The 20,926-nt window shown below is 52.3% G+C and carries 18 protein-coding genes; 15 read left to right on the top strand and 3 right to left on the bottom strand.

What is annotated here, in order from left to right; all coding sequences use genetic code 11:
- Positions 1 to 78 precede the first annotated feature (78 nt).
- The 6 genes from CLAM6_RS18105 to CLAM6_RS11195 all read left to right on the top strand — a co-directional run bounded on the left by CLAM6_RS18105 (position 79) and on the right by CLAM6_RS11195 (position 4,869).
- Positions 79 to 204, top strand: a complete 126-nt coding sequence (locus CLAM6_RS18105) for a hypothetical protein (RefSeq protein WP_277876234.1) — start codon at positions 79 to 81, stop codon at positions 202 to 204.
- Positions 205 to 507, top strand: a complete 303-nt coding sequence (locus CLAM6_RS11215; RefSeq protein WP_153636136.1) for a nuclear transport factor 2 family protein — start codon at positions 205 to 207, stop codon at positions 505 to 507.
- 139 nt (positions 508 to 646) lie between these two features.
- Positions 647 to 1,546, top strand: coding sequence for a GTP cyclohydrolase FolE2 (gene folE2, locus CLAM6_RS11210; RefSeq protein ID WP_153636135.1), 900 nt, complete (start codon positions 647 to 649; stop codon positions 1,544 to 1,546).
- A 447-nt stretch (positions 1,547 to 1,993) separates the two neighbouring features.
- The gene (locus tag CLAM6_RS11205; protein WP_242007657.1) at positions 1,994 to 2,956 is read left to right on the top strand and encodes a TRAP transporter substrate-binding protein; all 963 of its coding nucleotides are present in this window, start codon (positions 1,994 to 1,996) and stop codon (positions 2,954 to 2,956) included.
- A 3-nt stretch (positions 2,957 to 2,959) separates the two neighbouring features.
- A complete protein-coding gene (locus tag CLAM6_RS11200; RefSeq protein ID WP_197738675.1) occupies positions 2,960 to 3,589 on the top strand; it encodes a TRAP transporter small permease in 630 nt (209 codons plus the stop codon).
- Entirely contained in the window at positions 3,586 to 4,869 is a 1,284-nt protein-coding gene (locus tag CLAM6_RS11195) for a TRAP transporter large permease (RefSeq protein WP_153636133.1), read from the top strand. Before CLAM6_RS11200 ends, CLAM6_RS11195 begins: the two co-directional genes overlap by 4 nt.
- Before the next feature lie 174 nt (positions 4,870 to 5,043).
- Here the strand turns inward: CLAM6_RS11195 and CLAM6_RS11190 are convergent, their stop codons facing one another.
- The gene (locus CLAM6_RS11190; RefSeq protein WP_153636132.1) at positions 5,044 to 6,012 is read right to left on the bottom strand and encodes a DMT family transporter; all 969 of its coding nucleotides are present in this window, start codon (positions 6,010 to 6,012) and stop codon (positions 5,044 to 5,046) included.
- Between the two features lie 177 nt (positions 6,013 to 6,189).
- Between CLAM6_RS11190 and CLAM6_RS11185 the strand changes: the two genes are divergently transcribed.
- The 9 genes from CLAM6_RS11185 to CLAM6_RS11145 all read left to right on the top strand — a co-directional run bounded on the left by CLAM6_RS11185 (position 6,190) and on the right by CLAM6_RS11145 (position 18,090).
- Positions 6,190 to 7,116 (top strand): LysR substrate-binding domain-containing protein, encoded by a 927-nt coding sequence (locus CLAM6_RS11185; RefSeq protein ID WP_153636131.1) that lies wholly within the window; start codon positions 6,190 to 6,192, stop codon positions 7,114 to 7,116.
- A gap of 322 nt (positions 7,117 to 7,438) precedes the next feature.
- Positions 7,439 to 8,758: an O-antigen ligase family protein gene (locus CLAM6_RS11180; RefSeq protein ID WP_242007656.1), complete on the top strand. Its 1,320-nt coding sequence runs from the start codon at positions 7,439 to 7,441 to the stop codon at positions 8,756 to 8,758.
- Between the two features lie 164 nt (positions 8,759 to 8,922).
- A protein-coding gene (locus CLAM6_RS11175) for an IS5 family transposase (protein WP_441303492.1) occupies positions 8,923 to 9,776 on the top strand; the annotation gives its coding sequence in 2 pieces (ribosomal slippage) (positions 8,923 to 9,283 and positions 9,283 to 9,776; 855 coding nt in all).
- A gap of 730 nt (positions 9,777 to 10,506) precedes the next feature.
- Positions 10,507 to 11,952, top strand: a complete 1,446-nt coding sequence (locus CLAM6_RS11170; protein ID WP_153636130.1) for a CDP-glycerol glycerophosphotransferase family protein — start codon at positions 10,507 to 10,509, stop codon at positions 11,950 to 11,952.
- Between the two features lie 16 nt (positions 11,953 to 11,968).
- A complete protein-coding gene (locus tag CLAM6_RS11165) occupies positions 11,969 to 12,736 on the top strand; it encodes a hypothetical protein (RefSeq protein ID WP_153636129.1) in 768 nt (255 codons plus the stop codon).
- Positions 12,737 to 12,870: 134 nt separating this feature from the next.
- On the top strand, positions 12,871 to 14,799 hold the full coding sequence (locus CLAM6_RS11160) for a CDP-glycerol glycerophosphotransferase family protein (protein WP_153636128.1): 1,929 nt from the start codon (positions 12,871 to 12,873) through the stop codon (positions 14,797 to 14,799).
- An 89-nt stretch (positions 14,800 to 14,888) separates the two neighbouring features.
- The gene (locus CLAM6_RS11155; protein ID WP_153636127.1) at positions 14,889 to 15,383 is read left to right on the top strand and encodes an adenylyltransferase/cytidyltransferase family protein; all 495 of its coding nucleotides are present in this window, start codon (positions 14,889 to 14,891) and stop codon (positions 15,381 to 15,383) included.
- A 55-nt stretch (positions 15,384 to 15,438) separates the two neighbouring features.
- The gene (locus CLAM6_RS11150; protein ID WP_153636126.1) at positions 15,439 to 16,788 is read left to right on the top strand and encodes an undecaprenyl-phosphate glucose phosphotransferase; all 1,350 of its coding nucleotides are present in this window, start codon (positions 15,439 to 15,441) and stop codon (positions 16,786 to 16,788) included.
- 18 nt (positions 16,789 to 16,806) lie between these two features.
- On the top strand, positions 16,807 to 18,090 hold the full coding sequence (locus CLAM6_RS11145; RefSeq protein WP_153636125.1) for a hypothetical protein: 1,284 nt from the start codon (positions 16,807 to 16,809) through the stop codon (positions 18,088 to 18,090).
- A gap of 110 nt (positions 18,091 to 18,200) precedes the next feature.
- Here CLAM6_RS11145 and CLAM6_RS11140 read toward each other — a convergent pair whose 3' ends face one another.
- Positions 18,201 to 19,787: an aldehyde dehydrogenase (NADP(+)) gene (locus CLAM6_RS11140; protein ID WP_153636124.1), complete on the bottom strand. Its 1,587-nt coding sequence runs from the start codon at positions 19,785 to 19,787 to the stop codon at positions 18,201 to 18,203.
- 42 nt (positions 19,788 to 19,829) lie between these two features.
- On the bottom strand, positions 19,830 to 20,900 hold the full coding sequence (locus CLAM6_RS11135; RefSeq protein WP_153636123.1) for an amidohydrolase family protein: 1,071 nt from the start codon (positions 20,898 to 20,900) through the stop codon (positions 19,830 to 19,832).
- Between the last annotated feature and the right edge of the window lie 26 nt (positions 20,901 to 20,926).

Genomic DNA, 20,926 nt, shown 5'->3' with positions numbered 1-20,926 from the left:
TATGGGCGGAGAGGCCGGCAGGCCCCCGTCTTTCCTTCCAAATCCTCAAGAGCCTCATCCTCAAGGGAGAGCCACAGCATGCCTCATCCGACGTCCCCTCCATTGACGGAACGTGACGCTGAATTCTGCATCAATGCCGCCACGCGCACGCTTGAGCGCTGGGCGATCGCCGTCACTCGCGGGGAAAAGGAGACGCTTCTCTAGCTGTACGCCGAGGATGCGATCCTGGTGCCGACGGTTGCGGATGACGTGCGTGAGAATCGCCAGCAGCGTCAGGCCTACTTCGATGGCTTTCTCGCCAATGAGGCACTGGCCTGCGAGCTGGGGGAGTACTCACCTCGTGTCAGCCGCAAGCTGGGGACCGTCGTGATCGGCGGGCACTACACCTTCGAGTATCGCGCCGCTGACGAGACGGTCACGATACCGGCCCGCTTTCTGTTCACCTTCGAGGAGATTCTCGGCGAGTGGAAGATCACCGGCCATCACTCCTCGCGACCGGCGGAATGATCCTGCGCTGACGTCGAATCGTCCGCGCTGTGTGCTTCACCTCTCCTGACACTCCCCACACTTCGGTTGAACTCAGTGCCTGCCTCCCCCCGGCGTGAGGGAGGCGGCAGTGATGAGAGCCGCTCTGGATATCTGACGAATGACCGCAATACTCCCCGACATTTCCCTGACCGAGCGCTCCCGCTCCCTGAGCCCCCTGGAATGGGTGGGCATGCAGGGAATCGATCTGCCCGTACTCATCGAGGAGGGCGATTATCGTCGTGAATTGCATGCCCATGTAGATGCGCAGGTCGATCTGCCGATGCCGCACACCAAGGGCATTCACATGTCGCGCCTCTACCGCCTGCTGGATGGGCTGGCGGAGGGCGAGGCGCTGACCCCGGGCAATCTGCAGGGGGTACTTGCCGCGATGGTGGCAAGCCATCATGACTGCGCCTCGCGCAATGCACGTGTCAGGCTGGAATTCGCGCTGCTGCTGAAGCGTCCGGCGCTAGTCACACCGGAGCTCTCTGGCTGGAAGTCGTATCCCGTCATGCTGGAGGCCAATCTGCAAGAGGGCAGATTCACGTTGCAGGCCAGTGTCACGGTGGGCTATTCCTCCACCTGTCCCTGCTCGGCGGCCCTGTCGCGCCAGCTGATAGAGCAGGCGTTCCTGGAGGCTCACCGCAACGACGCCACGCTGACCCCGGAGCAGGTCGCCGAGTGGCTCACCCAGCATGCCACCCTGGCCACGCCCCACAGCCAGCGCAGTGAAGCGCTGGTTCAGGTCACGCTCAAGCCTGAAGCCAAGGATCTGGGGCTGATCGGGTTGATCGATGCCATCGAGCAGGCCGTGGCGACGCCAGTCCAGACGGCCGTGAAACGCGCCGATGAGCAGGCGTTTGCGGCGCTCAATGGTCAGAATCTGATGTTCGTCGAAGACGCCGCACGCCGCTTGATCAATGGTCTGTCGATCACCGACGGCGAAGCGCATGTCCATGTGCGCCATATCGAGAGCCTTCATCCCCACGACGCCGTCGCCTGGGGGCGCCGTGACTGAGTGACGGCCAGCCGCACTCTTCTCCCCATTCCGTTGAGGCCCTGGCATCTCTGATGCGCCTGCAAGCCCTGCCGAGAATATCGGCGGGGCTTTTGGCTTTCCAGGGACTCCAGATTGACGAAAGCCTCTGATGTCGCACATGCCAGTTGCTGTTGGTGTGGTTTGCCATCCAGTCCAGATGGAGTCAGAAATGGCGAATTGTTGCGTATTTTTCTAGACAAAGGTCTATTTCTGCGGCGGAGTGATTGACCTTCGCGGCGGTGGACGACTAAGTTTTGCTTCATCTGGTATGGTTTGCAGTCCACTTTGGGAGGTGGAATGTGTTCGTGAAACCCTGAGCCTTCCTCGTCACATGCTCAGGTCCGGACCGTTCAAGCAGCAAGCCAGACCCGATACGCCCATCTCCAGAATCATAACAATCAAAGGGATTCGACAATGAAGCGAGCCATGCTTGCCGCCACACTGTTAGCCGCCGCCTTGGGTACCACAACCGCGCATGCAGAGAAGATCGTATTTGCCATCGGGGGGAGTCCCAACAGTCTGCAGGGTCAGACTGCGCAACATTTCGCCGATAGTCTGCAAGCTCGACTTGGGGATGAGCATCAAGTCGAGTACTACCACAGTGGCCAGCTGGGCGATGAGCGACAGCTGATTCAGAAGCTGCGTCTCGGCACGGTTGACCTGGCCGCGATTTCCTCGGTGATGTCATCCGTCTCGCCAAGCTTTGCACTGTTTGACATGCCGTTCATGGTCAAGGACCGCGAGCATCTCAAGCGTATTGACGATGAGATCGTGATGACGGACCTGGCCGAGGATGCCAAGGCCAAGGGCCTCAAGCTGGTATCCACCTGGGAGAACGGCTTCCGGCAGATCACCAACAATGAACACCCCGTGGTGGAGCCGGAAGATCTGGACGGACTGAAGCTGCGTACCCCGCAGAGTGAATGGCGTACCGGCATGTTCACGGCGTGGGGTGCCAATCCGACCCCGATGGCCTTCTCGGAAGTTTTCGTGGCACTCCAGACCGGGGTTGTCGATGGCCAGGAGAACCCGCTCTCCAACATCGATGGCGCCAAGTTCCAGGAGGTCCAGAAGTACCTGTCACTCTCCAATCATGTCTATTCGCCCATCTGGCTGACCAGCAGTCAGGCTGGCTGGAACAAGATGCCCGAGGACGTGAAGGCAGCGATTGCCGAAGTCTCCGCCGAGACCCAGAGCTGGGCCTTCGCCAAGGGCGCGGAGCTTGATGACAAGCTGCTGGCAAGCCTCAAGGCGGGTGGCATGGCCGTCAACGAGGTGGACCGGGATGCCTTTGTCACTGCAAGTGCGCCGGTCTATCAGGCGTTTTCCGACAAGGTCGATGGCGGCCAGGCACTGGTTGACCGGGCCATGGCACTGGCCGAGGAGTAAGTCATGAGCTCGCATTCCCATGCGGCCAAGGCAACCTTCCCCACCGAGAGTGGGGAAGGACTGACGGCCAAAGCTGACTTGACGATGCTGGATAGGATCAATCGTGTGGTAGAACGCTGCCTTGAGGTATTTACCGTCGGCCTGCTGTTGTCGCTGACGGTGATCGTGCTGGCGGCAGTGGCCTTGCGTACCTTCGGTGGCTCCTTGCCGTGGTATGACGAGGTCGCCTCGATCAATCTGGCTTGGCTCAGCTTCTATGGCGCTTGTCTCGCAGCCTTGAAGCGTTCGCATATGGGCTTTCCCGGCTTGATCACCAAGGCGCCTATCACACTGCGCAGTATGCTTTTCATTACCTCTGAGCTAATTGTGATCGGATTCTTTGCCGTGGTGGGCTGGTTCGGTTATCAGGTGTTGGACGTACTGGCCTGGGATGCCTTGATCGCCTTGCCGAGCATCGGACTGGATGTCACCCAGTCAGTGATTCCGCTCAGTGCGGCACTCTTCATTGTGTGTGAACTGCTGAGCCTGCCCCACGCATGGCGCAAGATGTGTGAAGGCGTCAACAGCGAAGAGGAAGAGATCGCGGAAGCCATCCGACTGGCCGAGGAAGACCTCAAGGAGCACCGCTCATGACGCTACTGATCATTATCGCGGCCCTGTTCGCACTGGTGCTGATTAACGTTCCCATTGCGGTCGCCATCGGCACCGTCGGGGTCGTGGGTGTAGTGATCTTCATGGGCGTGGACGCGCTGGTGAACGTGCCGCTGACGCTCTTCAATGGCGCGACCAAGTTCCCGCTGATCGCGATTCCGCTGTTCATCCTCGCCGGTGCGCTGATGAACACGTCAGGCATCTCCATGCGGCTGATCAATCTCGTCACGGCCATGGTCGGGTTCGTGCGCGGTGGTCTGGCCATGGTCAATGTCGGGGTATCGCTGTTCTTCGCCGAGATTTCCGGCTCCGCAGTGGCCGATGTGGCCGCTACGGGTTCGGTGCTAATTCCCGAGATGAAGAAGCGCAAGTACACGCCGCAGTTCTCGGCGGCGATCACGTCGTCTTCGGCGTCGCTTGCCATCATCATCCCGCCGTCGCTGTCGATGATTCTCTACGGGGCCATCGCGGACACCTCCATCGTCAAGCTGTTCGTCGCCGGTATCATTCCAGGGATTCTAGGTGGTCTGGGGCTGGCGATGCTCTGCTACTACTACGCCCGCAAGTACGACATGCCGCGTGAGGCTGCCTTCTCGCTCTCGACACTCGGCAAGGCGTTCCGCGAGGCCTTCTGGGCCCTGACGCTACCAGTCATCATTCTGGGCGGCATCTTTGGCGGCTTCGTGACTGCCACCGAAGGCGCGGGCATCGCCGTGCTGGCGGCGCTGGTAATCGGTGGGCTGGTCTATCGTGAGCTGAACCTGCAGGTGCTATATCGCGCAGTGATCGATGGCGTGACCCAGACCTCCGTCGTAATGTTGCTGGTCGCTACATCCGCGGTGCTGGGACTGTTCTTGACCGAGATGCAGCTGCCGCAACAGCTGGCCCAGGAAATCACCGCGATCACTACGGATCCGGTGGCAGTGCTAGCGTTGCTCAACATCCTGCTGCTCTTGCTTGGCATGTTCCTGCATGGTGCCGCTGCCATCATCCTGGTGGTGCCGATCGTGATGCCATTGATCCAGCAGATCGGCATCGATCCCATCCACTTCGGCTTGATCCTGACCCTCAATCTGGCCATCGGTCAGCAGACGCCGCCCGTGGCCTCGGTGCTGGCCACCTCATGCTCCATCGCCAGGACGGACATGTGGGAGACCACCAAGGTCAATCTGCCGATGATCTTCGTGCTCTTCCTGGTGCTGATGCTGGTTACCTACGTGCCGGCGATTCCCATGAGTCTTGTCGAGCACTTCTATGGTTAAGCGCTTTGGCTGAGAGCAATGGTTGAGAGGGCAGTGAGGGAGGCTGCCCGCCAGACATGCCAGGGCCGCCCTTTGAGGCGGCCCTGGCATGTCTGAAACAGGTGAGTGAAATAGGCGCGTGAAGTCCGCGGGGTATGATCATTGGCCAGGCCAGGTTTCATCAGGCGGGGGATTTCACTGCTCCGACTCAGCAATGGTTTTGTCTGGTGGTATCTGCTGAGGGCTGGACACACGCTGCTCGGCGCGCAGCGTCCACATGACACCGCCGAGTATCAACAGCATGCCCAGCACTTCATTGGTCTGCGGCCATTGCCATGCCAGCAGATACCCGTAGAGCAACGCGCAGCAGGTCTCGAAGACGATCATCTGACCGCCTACTGATACCGGCAGGCGCTGGGCCGAGGAATTCCACAGGGCATTGGCGATCCAGGAGCCCCCGACCGACATGAACAGGGCTGCAGCAGCGAAGGCCAGCCAGCGTTCAGACGTGAGCTCCAGCGGCAGTATCCGCGGTTGCAAGACGGCGACCAGCACAAGAATCATCACTGCCACGACCCCGGTCGCGATGCCTTGCAGGGTGGACCACTCTCGCGCGGAAAAACGCCGGGCCTTGAGCTGCTGGGCATTGCGCAGCGCGAACCATGCCCAGGACATTACGCCGAGCGAGCCACACAGCATGCCGAGCAGATCTTGCCAATTTCCCGCGCCCTGCAGGAAGCGAAGCAGAACAGGCACGTTCATGCAGACGATTCCCACCCCGATCAGCGTCAGGGACAGGCTCACGGACAGACGGCTCGCCTGAATATGGCGTCTCCCGATCAACATCACCGCCATCGGCACCAGTCCGTTGATCAATGCCGCAATGGCCACGCCGGCATATTGGACGGCCGCCGTCAGCAGGATGAAATACGCCACATTGCCCGTCAGCGCCAACTCCAGCAGCAAGCGGGTATCGCGCGTAGTGAGGCGAGAGGCCAGTCGGCGAGCATGGGGTAATGCGATCGCCGCGGCAAAGAGTCCGTAGAGCCCGAAACGCGCGCAGCTGATGACCACTGGATGGATGTCGCCAAGCAGTGATGGCAACACGATGACGCCTCCCCAGAGGGCGCCTGCCATGCCAGCATGGACTATTGCTTTCTTCATGATGAGTCGCCCTTGTCTTGATCAAGGGGCCACTCTAATGCGTTACTTCGTGATCAAGCAGCGACTTTACCGCATCAAATCATTCCATCAAGGAATGTGAGGCGAGAGGGCTGCCTGGAGACATTCGCGCGAGCGCAATGACGAACACAGACACAATTTCAAATACAGGGAGCCCCCATGGCAGGACGTTTTCGCCATCTTCCCTCATTGGAGGGGCTCGCGGCCTTCGAGTCCGTGAGTCGCTTGGGAAGCTTCACCCGTGCCGCCGATGAGCTGTGCCTGACCCAGAGCGCCATCAGCAAGCAGATTCGCGCGCTGGAGGCGTCACTTGGCACGCCGCTGTTCGTGCGCAAGGCGCGCGGTGTCACGCTTTCCAATGCGGGGATGCTCTACCAGCAGCACATTCTCCCGGCGTTGCAAGGGCTCGAGATGGCCGGGCAGCGCCTGCGCGCACTGCAGCACCCTGACACCGTCAGCGTGCTGGCAACGCATGCCGTCTCCCAGTACTGGCTGTTCCCCTGCCTGTTGAGCTTCAGCGCCGAGCACCCCGAGATCACCGTGCACATCCATGCCAGCAACGAGATGGATGCCAGCATGGTGCCGGACCATGATCTCGCGATCCTCTATGGCGACGGCGAATGGCCAGCGCTGGGGGCCACGCCGCTGATTCACGAAGATATCTATCCGGTGGCGCGCCCGGAGGTGATCGAGAAGCAGGGACTTTCGCTGGAAGAGCTGGCCCAGCGTCCGCTGATTCAGCTGGATTCCTCGTGGAACTGCATGGACTGGTCTCATTGGTTCGCCCATTTCGGTATTCGCTACCGCCCGCCCAAGTCCGACATCACCTTCAATCAGCTGACGCTGACCTACGCCGCCATTCAGCGAGGCGCCGGCATAGGGCTGGCGTGGGACTTCATGGCGGCGGAGGCCATTGCCAAGGGCGAGCTGGTTCGTGTCACTGACCATCGCGCGATCACAAGTCTGTCTGAGCATCTTGTCCACGACCTTCACCAACCGTTATCGGCCTCCGCGCGATTGTTCCGAGATTGGCTGATCGCGAAGGCTGGAGAGGGCGGTCCTCAAAAAGGAAAAGCAAGCCCCTAACAAGAGACACAAGCCCAGCAGCTAAACCCTATTGACGCTGCGAGTACTGGAGGTATATCCGTATCAAGAATGAGATGCACTAGTAGTTTGGCGTTAGGCTTGGTTTTGACATGATGGTAGTTGCATTGTTAACACTTCAGGTTTGTTAACACTTCAGGTTTGTTTACATTGCCGTGGTCTCTAGAATTGTGTAGAATTCTGCGTCCAGAATTGTAGGGCGACGATGAAGCCTGAAAAGATTATCAAAAGCACATTCCTCAAAGCTTTCTGATATACAAAATTCAAGCCAAGTTTTAAAGTCCCCGAGCCAAGAAGGGTTATCATGCAGCCTATAAAGAATTGGTATTCATTAGAGGATAGCCTCGAGCCCCGTTGGCTGGCTTGTATAGGCATCTTGTCATTAATTTTATATTCCTTTATGCAATTTTTGATCCCTGAAACACAGGGAGCAGCCGAAAAAGTCTTGGTACTAACGGGATTAATAGCATTTTGTTTATATGGAAAAGGAATACGCAAAACTCCACTATTATTGTTGATTGGTTTTCTTTGCTTACAATTGTTCTCGTGGACACTAGGATTGTGGCAATATCCTCAGTGGGCAATTGATGATCCTAGGCTTCAAGACCTGTCCAGGCTGTTCATTTTTATCTGTGTTGCTTGGTGGTTGAAAGGTAGTACGCGCAATACACTTATTGTGTGGGGGCTGGCTGTAACTGGAATCTTGCTAACAACATTGATCGCACCAGATGATGATGGGTGGCTGACGGGATTCACTGGTGAGAGAGTGGGATTCGGAATTCGTAACAATCAGCATGCGTCCATGTTGTTTGGTGTTTCGTTACTGGGCTTGCTTTGTTTTGCTCGTCGCTTTTGGAGTGATGGTAACGCGCGCTATCTAAGGGTAACGCTTTGGTGCTTGGCGATGGTGATGGTGATAACTGGCATTGCCGTCGGTCAGACAAGAGCCGTCTGGCTCAGTGCCACGATTGCGAGTGGCATCGGTCTGATTCTCTGGGTTATCAAGTCCGTGCTGGAGGGTAGAACAAGGCATCTGACAAAGTACCTCATTACAATTCTATTATCCATCATAATTGGGGCAGGTATATTACTCTCTACACTGGGAGACTCTCTTAATCATCGCTTTCATAAAGAGAGCAGTGTGATATCTCAGTTGGTAGATGGCGAGATTACAGAAGTTCCTTATACAAGCATCGGCATTCGTATCAATAGCTGGATTGCGGCGAGCCAATGGATTGCAGAACGTCCGATGACGGGGTGGGGGCCTGAGGGCCGTCAGTTGGTCATGTCGGAAACGACCTGGCTGCCAGATTGGGTACTGGCAAAATATGGGCACTTGCACAATTACTTCCTTGAAACCTGGGTAGAATATGGGATTGTTGGACTTATCGCGATGTCCCTATTGGCATTCTGGATTGGCCGTGCCACCTGGCTCGCATGGCGGGGTAATGCGATGCCTGATGACATTGCCTGCTTCGGTCTTATGTTCTTCATCTATTGGATGATAATCAGTAACTTTGAATCCTATAATTCATTCCCGACAGGCCTGTTTGTGCATAACCTGATCGTCGGTGGTTTGATCACGCATTATTGGCGTTGGCGTTTGAGTCACCAGACTGCGTGATCGAATCTGTAAAGAAGTATGAATAAAGCGTGTCAGAAATTCTGGTACGCTTTATTTTCGAATACAAGATTATCGAATGTCACCTAATATGAAAAAGAGGTGCGGTTTTGTACGAAAAGTCGTTTTTGATAATGTGACCCATGCACATCCAGCATAGGTGTGGTATGACAGGACGCTACGAAATCTCTGATAGCCAATGGCAGTTGATCGAAGACATTGTCTCACCGACTCAATCGATGGGCAGGCCCAGGAAAGACGACAGGCAGATGATGAACGGTATCTTTTGGGCCCTCTGCTCTGGCGCCAAGTGGCGCGACCTTCCCGAATGTTATGGCCCTTGGAGTACTGTCTACGCCAGGTTCCGACAATGGCGTGATGACGGTACCTTTGAGGCGGTCTTGTCGCGGCTTCAACTTCGGCTTCGTGAAGATGGCCTCATGGATCTCGAGACCTGGATGATCGACTCAACCGCCGTTCGTGCAACACGCGCCTCTGCTGGTGGAGGCAAAAAGGGGGATTTGAATAACCCTTAGACTATGCGTTGGGCCGGAGTCGTGGGGGCATCACGACCAAAATCCATATGATCTGTGATCGTCTTGGCTGGCCCATCGCTTTCACAATATCAGGAGGCCAAGAGTCGGATACCCGGTACTTCATTCCCACCCTGGAAAAGGTTCATCTACCGGGGAGTCTCGGTCGGCCACGAAAACGTTGCTGCTACATCGTGGCAGACAAGGGCTATGACAGTGATGAGCTGCGCCGTTACTGCGACCGCGTTCGAATCAAGCCGATCATCGTCCAGCGAAGGATGAAGCGAAAACCCCGTCCAGGCCTTCCACGGGGTTTCGATAAACCCATGTACCGTCAGCGAAATATCGTGGAGCGCTCTTTCAGTTGGCTGAAAGAGTTCCGTCGTATTGCGACGCGGTACGAGAAGTTGGCCCGTAGCTTTTATGCGATGGTATGCGTAGCTTGCATACGTCGCTGCCTACGAGCCGACTTTTCGTACAGAACCTAGAAGCTGAAATGGGATGAGTGAGTCTATGTGTCTGATACGATGCATCATTGAAATATTTATGAATAATGATCCGGGTCTCTGATTTGAGATATCTCAAACGGTCATCAGATAGACACGATCTGCTACGCATCACCATCTGGTGACATCCTCTAGACTTTCGACTTTCCTCCACTGTTGCACCGATAGATAAATACAGTGAGTGTTGAAGTAGTGCAAATGAAAGATTCAGTGAAAACATGAGCTGGGTAGTAGCATTCGATGGAAGCGATCAATTACTGACCAAGATAGAAGGCGGGAGGTTAAAGCTAAAAATATCTTATGACTGAGACGCATTACTATCGTATTGAGAGACGCTCTCATGATAAATAATTAACATGACTTGATACTTGCGAGTCTGCTCTGCCCCATCCGGTGCCGGGTGCATTTCACAAGAACAGCCCCGTTTCTGTCGATCCCTTGGTCGCTTCACGGCTACGACGCACACTAAGATGATGATTATCATATATTTTCTTGATCTAGCGCCTGTAGGAAGGTGGGCTTCATGGCCTTGTATCTAGCCAAATATGTCGAAAATATGTATAATCCATGAAACTTCTAATAAAAACCTCGCTATTTTATCAAACAGGGTACCGTGCTCTCACTACGGCGCCCTGTTTGTCGTCTGGCCTCAGGAATTGCCCCACAATCCTGGGGCGGTAGCGTGCCTAAATAAACAGAGACCCGAGACGTTATGAAAGGCATCTTGCGCAAGATAGGTAAGCATAAGTTATTGCCAGTCGTATTTTCCGTTATTTCGCTTCTGGTTGGTAGTATGGTAACCGGTTCTGTCACTTCATTCACGGTAGCCATATTTGCACTAGTATGCGGGTTGCAATTCCTGACGGGAAAATCGGCAAAGCTAGAGTATTATCTATCTAGCTTGGAAGTCAAAGTGGCTCCCAATAAAAACCCTGTTGATAAATATGGGCAGAAAATCAGTTTTGCTGGCTCACTTGTACCATTATTGACAAGTCAATTGGGTTTATATGTACTCCCTATAGTACTACTATATATCGTGACTTCGCTGATTGTCGCATGGCCGGTCATCCTCAAATTATTCAATAGAAAAAAGATAAGAGCGCATGCCGTGAAGGTGCTTGAGACAGAGCGTCCGACCGTCGCCGTATACGTAACTGGAATGAAGGGGGTCGCATATCAAATCAACCAATGGCTTCCTGTATTGGATAAGCTGGATCAGCCAGTGATTATCATACTTCGTGAGGCTGATATTTTCTCAGGGATGCTGCCTACGGATATTCTTACAGTAACGGCTAGAACACAGATCGATCTTGAGGCCATATTGGGGGGGGCTACCTCCGTAAAGAAAGTATTATATCCCGCCAATACGATGAAAAACGTGCAAGCATTGCGTTATCACCAACTGGATCATATTTTCATCAACCATGGCGAAAGTGATAAAGCCGTTAACCAAAGCAAATTGCTGATGGCCTATGATTATCTGTTTGTGGCCGGCCCTCTCTCGGAAGAGCGTTTGAGAGCAGCAGGGCTTCCGCTGAGAGAAGGGCAGGTGTTACATGTTGGACGTCCTCAAGCGGAAATGGCACTGAAATATCAAAAGGAGATAAATAGAATAAACACCATTCTGTATGCTCCTACTTGGGAAGGGCATGTCAAGAAAGTTGATTACAGCTCCATTGGAGAATTGGGTTACAAGTTATGTGAAGAAATTATAGCGCATGATGGTTTTTCACTGATCTTCAAGCCTCATCCTTATACTGGTAGTATAAGCAGTGATCATAAGTATTGGTTAAGCAAAATCCTGAAGTTGTGCGAAGATCATGGTGTTGAAGTGCTGGATGAAAATGATTCACTGCATTACGCAATGAACTCAAGCGATATCTTGGTGTGTGATATTTCAAGCGTATTGAATGAATATCTTGTTACAGGGAAACCTATCATTCTTTGTAATACCCAATCACTAGATTTTGAAAAATTGCATTCAGAGTATCCTTCTGCTGTGGCAGCTAGCCTTGTCAATTTAGAGAGCAATATTGTAGATATCATACAAATGATTGAAAGAGAAGATCCACTTCAAGCATCAAGACAGAAGGTGAGAGTCTCATCTTTGGGTGATCAGACAGATGATCCTTTGAGTATGTTTAAGTCACTATTATAGTATGGATCTTGTCGCGATGAATTTTTTCTCTCATTTCAAGAAAATGCTGGCAATATGGTTGCTGATAAATAAAGAGTCTTCCTCCTTTATCGGCGGTGCATTCTTTTTAGCAACATCCAGGCTGTTTCAACTGGCTGCTTTTTTCCTGCCATTGAAGATACTGATCCTGGTCTCATCGGATGTTAAGCCAAGCTACATACAAATATTGCCATTTGACTTTGGTTTAAACGAAGCTGTTGTAATTTTTTCCTGCTTTGTTCCTATTGTCTATATTATGTATATAGTATGTGGGGTAATAAGTCGAAGAAGCCTTGACTATAGTCAATCTGTCTTCATTGAAAATAGTGCTATCGCGTCCAAAGATAAAAAAGCTAACAAGCTTAAAAAAATGCATGGACACATCGGAAAAGCAGCATCTGAATTCGTTTTAATTTCGTTATCCATGTTGCTGGTGTTAATGGTAAGTATCTCCACTGCATTAATATTGCTATTGATGATGGTAATCACTATAGCTGCTATGTTCAAGGTGGCGATATTTATGAAAGATACTGACAGAACCAGTTACTTCAAGTTACATCGGAAACAATGCATAGAATATGCAACTTCTGCGAATTTTATATTGGTATTTATTGCAATACTGACCCAGGTGATGTATTTGGGAATGGGAGTAATCGTAGCAATTTACGTATTACTGATGTCACGAATGCTATTTCAAGCACTGCAGCGTTACTGCATAGAATTGATGTATATCGATGTTGATTTATTAGGTTCAAAGATGAGATGAAAAATTCATATCGGCGATTGTATCTCGACTGAAACTAAAGCAAAAAATGCAAATGGTTAAGCTGAATTGTGCCACCACCTTTTATAGGATGGCAATGTCATCTTTAGTATCAAGTTCACATATTGGAATAAGTAATGAATCAGGTATCCACTCCCGTTTCTACAATGGATGATATTGAAGATAATATCGTCGCGTCCCTTAATGGTAATATTTTAAGAATAAGCGATAACACTAAATTAAGATCGATTACCTTAGATTTAGATGAATTATCTGGCAGTAATAAAGTTGCTTTTAAGTTGCGTCTGAAGAAAAATGAAATAAATAGAGTGTTGTTGGTACAAGACCTGTCTGCTACTAACGAGATACTGGTTGTTTATACCACTAAACATTCAGTCATCTGCATGAGGAAGTTAAACAATGGTAGTCATCCGCTGAAGCAGTTTGTTAAAGTAAAATTTAAAATACTACATTTAAATATAAATAAGCGGAATTTTAGCTTCGCTTATATTGCTGCTATATCTAACCCATATTGTTTAAGTATTTCAAAAACTGAGATATATTTAGATGACCAAAATGTTTTCCCGATAGACGTGCCCATACATCTATCTTTCCCTAAAACAAAGCTTAAGCTATTGAAGTTAGCAAAAGTAAAAAGAATAAGTATGCAACAGCTATTGAGCGATGGAGAACCGCCTATTAATAGCCATTTGAAGATTAGGCTGGAAATAAATGAAATGGCTACTACATACTCAGCTCAAACACTAAAGATACACAAGCCAAATAATAAAAGAAATTTTTACGTACCTATATCTACGTGTTCCTATAAAGATTATGCCTTGCATATCAGGCGGACACTCAATGGAACTCCAACTTTAGTTCGTCGACTAAAATATCCAGTAGAAAACACTCGTCAGTTCAAGATACTAGAGTCTAGATTAGTAAGCTTATCTTTATATGGCGCAGGTAAGTGTGTCAAATATTTTAGCCGTAAAAACTGTAATGTTTTTTTTGAGAAATTTGCCGCTAAAGCAGAAGAAGGGACTTATGAAATATTCTGCAAGTCTATTCAAAGCAATAAGTCCAATAATATTTTTGTCATTAGCAGGGAGTCGGATGATTACTCTGGAATTCAAGGAAATCCTAAAGTAGTGGTAAAGTATTCGCCGAAATATTACTGGTACCTATATAGAGCGAATAATTTAATTTCAACCGAAGCTCCGGCGCATGTCAATTTATTGAGAAGCAATAATAAATATATAAAGAAAGCATTAATAAACACAAGTTTTGTTTTTCTGCAGCATGGCATCATATATATGAAGAATATGGGTAGGAAGGGGGCCTTTTCAAGAGGTAAAGAAGCAGAGCCAAGTTATATGGTTGTTAGTAGTGAGAAAGAAAAGCAAATTGTATCAAAGATGTTAAAATTGCCAGAAGACAGGTTGCTAAATGTAGGGTTGCCTTCTTTTGATAGTATTCAGCCCAACAGTATAAATTGTACTTCTAGAAATATAGTTACAATAATGTTGACTTGGAAGCCTTACGAAGAGCATTACAGGGATTTCTCCTCAACAAGTTATTATCAAAATACTGTTGCCATAGCTAGATCGCTAAAAAATCATCTACATAGTTCAGAAGTTAGAATTGTCGCTCATCCCAAAGTATATGAGGCAATAAGTAATACTGATCTCAAGGGACAACTATGGTCCGGGAAAATTTCTGAGGCTTTGAAGGATACAAAACTACTTATTACAGATTATTCGTCTGTATGTTATAACTCTTTCTATCGCGGTGCAGGTATTATTTTTTACCAGTCAGACATCGCTGAGTATGAGAAAGAAACTGGTACTTTAATCCCGAGCGATGATGAATATATTGGACGAAGATGTTTTTCTATAGTAGAGCTAAGATCTATTCTTGACGAGGTGATAATAGATAAAGAGATAAGCTTAGCCGACGTGAGAACTGCTGAGCACGAAGCGAGATATAAAGAAATCAATCAGTTTAGTGATGGCAACAATGTCGATAGGTTGTTTAGTGCACTTTCTTCACTCAAGATTGTTTGATGTCAAGCAGATGTGAAAAGAGCGAAAGGATATTAGCTTCCGCCTTGATGATGCCTGAAAAGGGTTAGGCTAAGATGAGGTTATATTAGATGAAGCAAAACCCAATAGATATTTCACATGAGAGTGTGAAAACGGTTATTACCTATGGCACGTTTGATATGTTCCATATTGGACACCTCAATCTTCTCAAGCGTCTCAGTGAGAGAGGTGATCGTTTGATAGTCGGTGTGTCGACTGATGAGTTCAACTTGCTGAAAGGCAAGAAGACGCTGATCCCCTACGATCAGCGTGCCAAGATCGTGGAAGCGATCGATTGTGTAGATCTCGTGATTCCTGAAAACGACTGGGAGCAAAAAGTACGCGACGTCCAGGAATATAATGTCGTCACTTTCGCAATAGGGGAAGATTGGAAAGGGGAGTTCGACTTCCTACAGGAACATTGTGAGGTGCTGTATCTGGAGCGCACCAAGGATATTTCCACGACGGATTTGAAGCGCTCACTGAAGCGGTTCTTGTCGATTCCTCATGAAGATCTCATCAAGGCTTTCGAAGTCTTGGAATTGCTCCGTAGAGATCTTGAATAATGATGATGTTACAAACGCTATGAAAGTTCAAAATCGTGTCTTGAGTGGCTATACCATGTATACCACTGAATTGGTACGCCTGGTCGATTTCTGTATTATCTTTCTGGCAGGTTTCAGTGCACACTGGTTCCATTTTGGGGGGCTGGATGTTTCCGAGAGATATGGATGGGGTATGTTGCTGGGGGGGATATTAGCTCTTCTGGTACTGCCGCATTTCAATCTCTATCGTTCGTGGAGAGGACAAGTCCGCTTCCGTCTAGTATTCCAGATCATGGCCGGATACATGATGTTGGGAGGACTGTTGGCGCTGGTCATGTTCATGACCAAGACAGGTGACAAGTTCTCTCGGCTGTGGGTTGGCTACTGGATGGTAAGTGCTACGACATACTCCATCCTGATTCGTGCGATTGCTTATCCTGTTCTCAACCATCTGCGAGCCAAGGGCAAGAACCGCAAAAGTGTCCTCTTGATTGGTGATGCCTTGACCTGTGTTGGTGCAGTGCGTCAGCTGGCCAAGATCCCGACAGCAGGTTTTGATGTAGAACGAGTCATCTTGACTGGGGGGATTGAGCATTGGGGGTGGAGCGCAATTGAGCCAGAGCGCTACCAGGCTGACCAACAGATCGTCCACCAGGAGCAGGAAGTCTGGATCTGTCTCCCATTGACGCAAGGTAACCTGGTTCGTGATATCCAGTCAGAGTTGAGCCTGACGACCTGCAATGTGCGTTACATGCCCGATATGCGTGATTTTCGCCTTATCAACCATGATGTATCAGATGTCGCCGGTCTATTCATGCTTGATCTAAGTTGCAGTCGCATGTCGCTGGGGGCAAAGCTTCTCAAGTGGATCGAGGATCGCCTGCTATCATTGATCATCGTGATTCTGCTGTCACCTTTATTGGCGCTTATCGCGCTATTGGTGAAATGTACCTCTGCGGGCCCGGTATTCTATACCCAGGAAAGGGTCGGGCTGAATGGTAAGCCCTTCAAAATGCTGAAATTCCGCTCCATGCCAGTTGATAGCGAGAAGGGTGGGGTGCAGTGGGGAAATGCCCAGGCGAAACGAACGACCCTTGTGGGCAGGTTCCTTCGCAAGACCAGTCTGGATGAGTTGCCGCAGTTCCTAAACGTGCTCAAAGGCGACATGTCTATCGTGGGGCCGCGTCCGGAACGCACGATCTTCGTCGAAAAACTTCGTCACGAAATTCCTGGTTATATGCAAAAGCATATGGTCAAGGCCGGTATCACGGGCTGGGCACAGGTCAATGGTTGGCGAGGCGATACGGACCTGGCCAAGCGAATTGAATGCGACCTGTGGTATGTGGAGCATTGGTCATTATGGCTGGACTTACGTATCATCATGCTGACTCTCTTCAAGGGCTTGATTCACAAACATGCGTACTGACACATTGGTGAAAGTGAAATGAATATCGAAGTCGAAAAATCCTATCGGCTTCTACGGTTTTTGAATAAACCACGCCACCCATTACTTCGTTATCCTTTGGCCTTGTTATCTGGCATTGGTGTGTGGATGTTGGGTGCGCCTTTGGCCGTAGCGGCAGACAGTATCAAGCTGGCATCGCGAAGCAATGGATTGAAAATCGTCGTGCGGCGCGGCATCTGGTTTGCGCATACCGGGTGGCTGCCAGTGTCGACCAGATCTGATTTCTTTTTCGATATTTCTGAAGAAATGTCTACCAAGGCGGCCGATTGCCTCATTGCCTGGTTGGCTGACAACCGGCGCATCACTGACTTTGAGCGCCATATCTGGCAGGCTGATCTGCATGGTGGGAAGCTGGAAAAAGCCGATTTCTCAGAGTGTGATAACGATCACGATACGTCTACCAGCAGTCTAGTCATCACTCCGCAAGACTCTCTCTGGCAATATGACCAATCCTTCTGCGCCAGCGTCAATCATGCATTGTCGATCATCAGCGCTACCATGGAAAATCCGACAGTAGCGCCTGTTGTGGCACATAAATTCCAGAAGTCCGCGCAGTCGTTTGACAAAAATGATGCCTATCGTACGATCAACGATTGCGATAGCTTGATGAGTAGTCTTGAGTGGCCTTGGTATGTCATCAGTGGCACGCTTCTTGGAGCCGTGAGAGAGAAGGATTTTCTGGGACATGACTACGATATTGATATCGGTGTCGACGCCAAGTACTTCGATATCAAGCAACTTCGCGATGCTGTTGCTGAATCCGATAATACCTGGTTCATAAAATCTGAAAGTTATTGTACTTTTCGGGAAGTCGTATCCGAGAGTGCAGTGAAATATTCGCGGTTGACTCAGCCGATACTTGTCAAACTCGTGCACCATACCGGCCTTGTCGCTGACCTTTTTGTTCATGTGCAAGAGGGGAACGTCGTCTGGCATGGCTCAGCTATCCATCGATGGGATAACTCGGAGTTTTCATTGACTGACTACAACTTGGGTAGTCAGGTAGTCAAAGGTGCCGAGGATGCAGATCGTTACTTGACTGAGAACTATGGCGATTGGCGCACTCCCGTGACGCGTTTCGATTGTAGCATTGATCCGCCCAATATCCGTTATTCTCGGACTGCTCGTTCAATTACGTACTTGAGCAAGGTCATTTATCGCTACCTGCTTGACGGTGATGTCGAGAAAGCAAGTCAATATCTCTCTGCATTAGAAAGCGATGGGATGCTCTTCAAGCAAGACGGTATCTATCGTTATTGCTAGAGGATCGCGAACATTCGGCTTCTCGCATCTGGGAATGCTGTATGTATCGCCTAACTCTATCAATGACAAGAATGACAGAAGCCCGCCAAATTGGCGGGCTTTTTTGCTTGTCATCGCATGACCTGACGCTCTCCATCCACCAGTCGACTGATGCCGGAGGGCGCGTCGTGCTTGAGCTCCGGTGGCAGCAGGGCTTCCGGCAGGTCCTGATAGCAGACCGGGCGCAGGAAGCGGTGAATCGCGGCGGTGCCCACCGAGGTGGTGCGGCTATCGGAGGTGGCGGGCCAGGGGCCACCGTGGACCATAGCGTCACAGACTTCGACCCCTGTCGGCCAGCCATTGACGAGGATGCGTCCGGCGCGGCGCTCCAGCACCGGCAGCAGCTGACGTGCGGCATCGTGATCGGCGTCATCCAGGTGCAGAGTGGCGGTCAGCTGGCCTTCCAGCGCGCTGCAGACCTGCTTGAGCTGAGCGAGATCATCGCATTCGATGATCAACGAGCTGGAGCCGAAGACTTCCGCCTGCATGGCCTCATTGGCCAGGAAGTCACTCGCCGGGGTGCTGAACAGCTGGGTCTGGCAGGGGCTGGCGATGGGAGAGTCGCTTTCGCCACTGGCCAGGCAGGTGATGCCGGGTTGTGAGGACAGGCTCGCCACGCCCTCGGCATAGGCCTTGTGGATGCCCGGCGTCAGCATGGTCTGCACCGGACTAGCCTTGATGGCGGGAATGGCGGCTTGCTTGAAGCGCTCCAGTGCTTCGCCCTTGACGGCCAGCACCAGCCCCGGGTTGGTGCAGAACTGGCCGGCGCCCATGTTGAGCGAGCCGACGAATGCGCTGCCCAGTGCTTCGCCGCGGGCTTCCAGTGCGGCCGGCATCAGGATGACCGGGTTGATGCTGCTCATCTCGGCATAGACTGGAATCGGCTGCGGGCGCGCCTGAGCGAGGGCCAGCAGAGCGGTGCCGCCATTGCGCGAGCCGGTAAAGCCGACCGCCTGGATCTCGGGATGCTTGACCAGCGCCTGACCGACCTCATTGCCGGGGCCGAACAGCAGCGAGAAGACACCTTCCGGCATCTCGCAACGCTTGGCGGCACGCGCCACGGCCTGACCGACCAGTTCCGAGGTACCCGGGTGAGCCGAGTGTCCCTTGACCACCACTGGGCAGCCTGCGGCCAGCGCTGAAGCGGTATCGCCACCGGCCACCGAGAAGGCCAGCGGGAAGTTGCTGGCCCCGAAGACGGCCACCGGACCCAGCGGGATCTGACGCTGGCGCAGGTCTGCACGCGGCAGGGGTGCACGTTCCGGCAGCGCAGGGTCGACGCGCACATCCTGCCACTCACCGCGGCGCAGTACCTTGGCAAACAGCTTGAGCTGCCCACAGGTGCGGCCGCGCTCACCGTTCAGGCGTGCCTCGGGCAGGCCGGTCTCCTGCATGGCGCGCTGGGTCAGGGTATCGCCCAGTGCGTCGATTTCCTCGGCGATGGTCTCGAGGAAGACGGCTCTCGCGTCGGGCGACGTGGCGCGATAGGCATCGAAGGCCTGACTGGCCAGTTGGCAGGCCTCTTCCACTGTACTCGCGTTGGCGCCCGGATAGGCAGGCTCCAGACGCTCACCCGTGGCCGGGTTGATGGCGTGGATCGCCTCGCCCTGAGCGGCGAAGCTGCGTTGTCCGATAAGCTGATGACCGTTGAGTAACATCGTGTCTTCTCCTTGATAAGTGAAGCCCTGAGGCAGGTTGAGTCAGGCCGTGGGTGTCTTATGGGTTGCAGTAAAGGTTGTAGTAGAGGGCGCAGTAGCGGTTGCGGTCGAGCTGGGGACAGCGGCAGTGTCCGTAGGCGATGCGATAGCGGCAATCGGCAGCCGATACCAGTGAATGGCGTTGTCGTGCAGTACCCTGTCGAGGGTGTTCTGGCACAGATCGGCGCTCGTCGTTTGTTCTATGGCGCTAATCACCAGCGATAGCCAGTCGCCATAGCTGACCTTGAGGCCGGAGACCGGGAAGTTGCTGGCGAACAGGCAGCGCTGGGCACCGAAGATATCCAGTACCTCACACAGCAGTTCGCGATTAGCGCCAGCATCCCAGGCATGCCAGGGCGTGCCCAATTCCGACAGCTTGACGGCGATATTGGGATTGGCGGCAAGCGCCTGCATGCCATCGCGCCACTCGGCAAGGCCTTCCGGCGTGCGATCCCATGGCAGGCCGCAGTGATTGAGAATGACGCGCAAGTCGGGGTAGTCCTGAAGGGCCGTGGCCGCCTCTTCGAGGTGCCAGGCGGGCACGCGCAGGTCCCAGCTCAGATCCCGCTCCGTGAGCAACGCCAGTCCCTCGCACCAGCGCGGATCCTGCAGACTGCCGCTGGTGTCCGCCACCGACTGGCGGGTCCGGGGCGTGGCGGCGGTGACCGGCTTGGCGCGCACGCCGCGAAACAGCGGCGAGTCACGCTGGTCGTCCAGCTGAGCGGCGCACTCGTCAGTGCCGAAGGCGGCCCAGCCGACATGCGCGCTGGGTAGCGCATGAGTGGCCTGCTGTCGGGTGATCCAGCGCGTCTCTTCCAGAGCCTGCGAGCGTGCGGCTTCGGCTTCGCAGTGCACGCTGCCCACCAGCCGGAAGCCCTCAGGCACTAGGCGCTTCAAGTCCGCGGCCACAAAGGGCCGACGGATCGCGGCGTAATCGCCGAGAAAGAAGTTCTCCACCGGTGACTCTTCCAGCCAGGGGTACGCTACCTGGCCATCCAGTGCCCAGAAGTGATGGTGCGCATCGACCAGCGGCTGGCTGTGTGAAGGCTCGTTCCTGAATGTGGTATCCGTCATGACTGGCTCATGTCCTGGTTAGAAGC

Origin of the sequence: Cobetia sp. AM6 (genome assembly GCF_009617955.1) — a bacterium.
Classification (GTDB): domain Bacteria; phylum Pseudomonadota; class Gammaproteobacteria; order Pseudomonadales; family Halomonadaceae; genus Cobetia; species Cobetia amphilecti.
The sequence above is the reverse complement of the archived record's forward strand: the minus strand, read 5'-3'. Positions and strand labels throughout refer to the sequence as shown.

Excerpts from the sequence above, each read along its gene's own strand:
- CLAM6_RS18105 (WP_277876234.1), top strand. The coding sequence starts at position 79 with ATGCCTCATCCGACGTCCCCTCCATTGACGGAACGTGACGCTGAATTC.
- folE2 (WP_153636135.1), top strand. The coding sequence starts at position 647 with ATGACCGCAATACTCCCCGACATTTCCCTGACCGAGCGCTCCCGCTCC.
- CLAM6_RS11205 (WP_242007657.1), top strand. The coding sequence starts at position 1,994 with ATGCTTGCCGCCACACTGTTAGCCGCCGCCTTGGGTACCACAACCGCG.
- CLAM6_RS11200 (WP_197738675.1), top strand. The coding sequence starts at position 2,960 with ATGAGCTCGCATTCCCATGCGGCCAAGGCAACCTTCCCCACCGAGAGT.
- CLAM6_RS11195 (WP_153636133.1), top strand. The coding sequence starts at position 3,586 with ATGACGCTACTGATCATTATCGCGGCCCTGTTCGCACTGGTGCTGATT.
- CLAM6_RS11190 (WP_153636132.1), bottom strand. The coding sequence starts at position 6,012 with ATGAAGAAAGCAATAGTCCATGCTGGCATGGCAGGCGCCCTCTGGGGA.
- CLAM6_RS11185 (WP_153636131.1), top strand. The coding sequence starts at position 6,190 with ATGGCAGGACGTTTTCGCCATCTTCCCTCATTGGAGGGGCTCGCGGCC.
- CLAM6_RS11180 (WP_242007656.1), top strand. The coding sequence starts at position 7,439 with ATGCAGCCTATAAAGAATTGGTATTCATTAGAGGATAGCCTCGAGCCC.
- CLAM6_RS11170 (WP_153636130.1), top strand. The coding sequence starts at position 10,507 with ATGAAAGGCATCTTGCGCAAGATAGGTAAGCATAAGTTATTGCCAGTC.
- CLAM6_RS11165 (WP_153636129.1), top strand. The coding sequence starts at position 11,969 with ATGAATTTTTTCTCTCATTTCAAGAAAATGCTGGCAATATGGTTGCTG.
- CLAM6_RS11160 (WP_153636128.1), top strand. The coding sequence starts at position 12,871 with ATGAATCAGGTATCCACTCCCGTTTCTACAATGGATGATATTGAAGAT.
- CLAM6_RS11155 (WP_153636127.1), top strand. The coding sequence starts at position 14,889 with ATGAAGCAAAACCCAATAGATATTTCACATGAGAGTGTGAAAACGGTT.
- CLAM6_RS11150 (WP_153636126.1), top strand. The coding sequence starts at position 15,439 with ATGTATACCACTGAATTGGTACGCCTGGTCGATTTCTGTATTATCTTT.
- CLAM6_RS11145 (WP_153636125.1), top strand. The coding sequence starts at position 16,807 with ATGAATATCGAAGTCGAAAAATCCTATCGGCTTCTACGGTTTTTGAAT.
- CLAM6_RS11140 (WP_153636124.1), bottom strand. The coding sequence starts at position 19,787 with ATGTTACTCAACGGTCATCAGCTTATCGGACAACGCAGCTTCGCCGCT.
- CLAM6_RS11135 (WP_153636123.1), bottom strand. The coding sequence starts at position 20,900 with ATGACGGATACCACATTCAGGAACGAGCCTTCACACAGCCAGCCGCTG.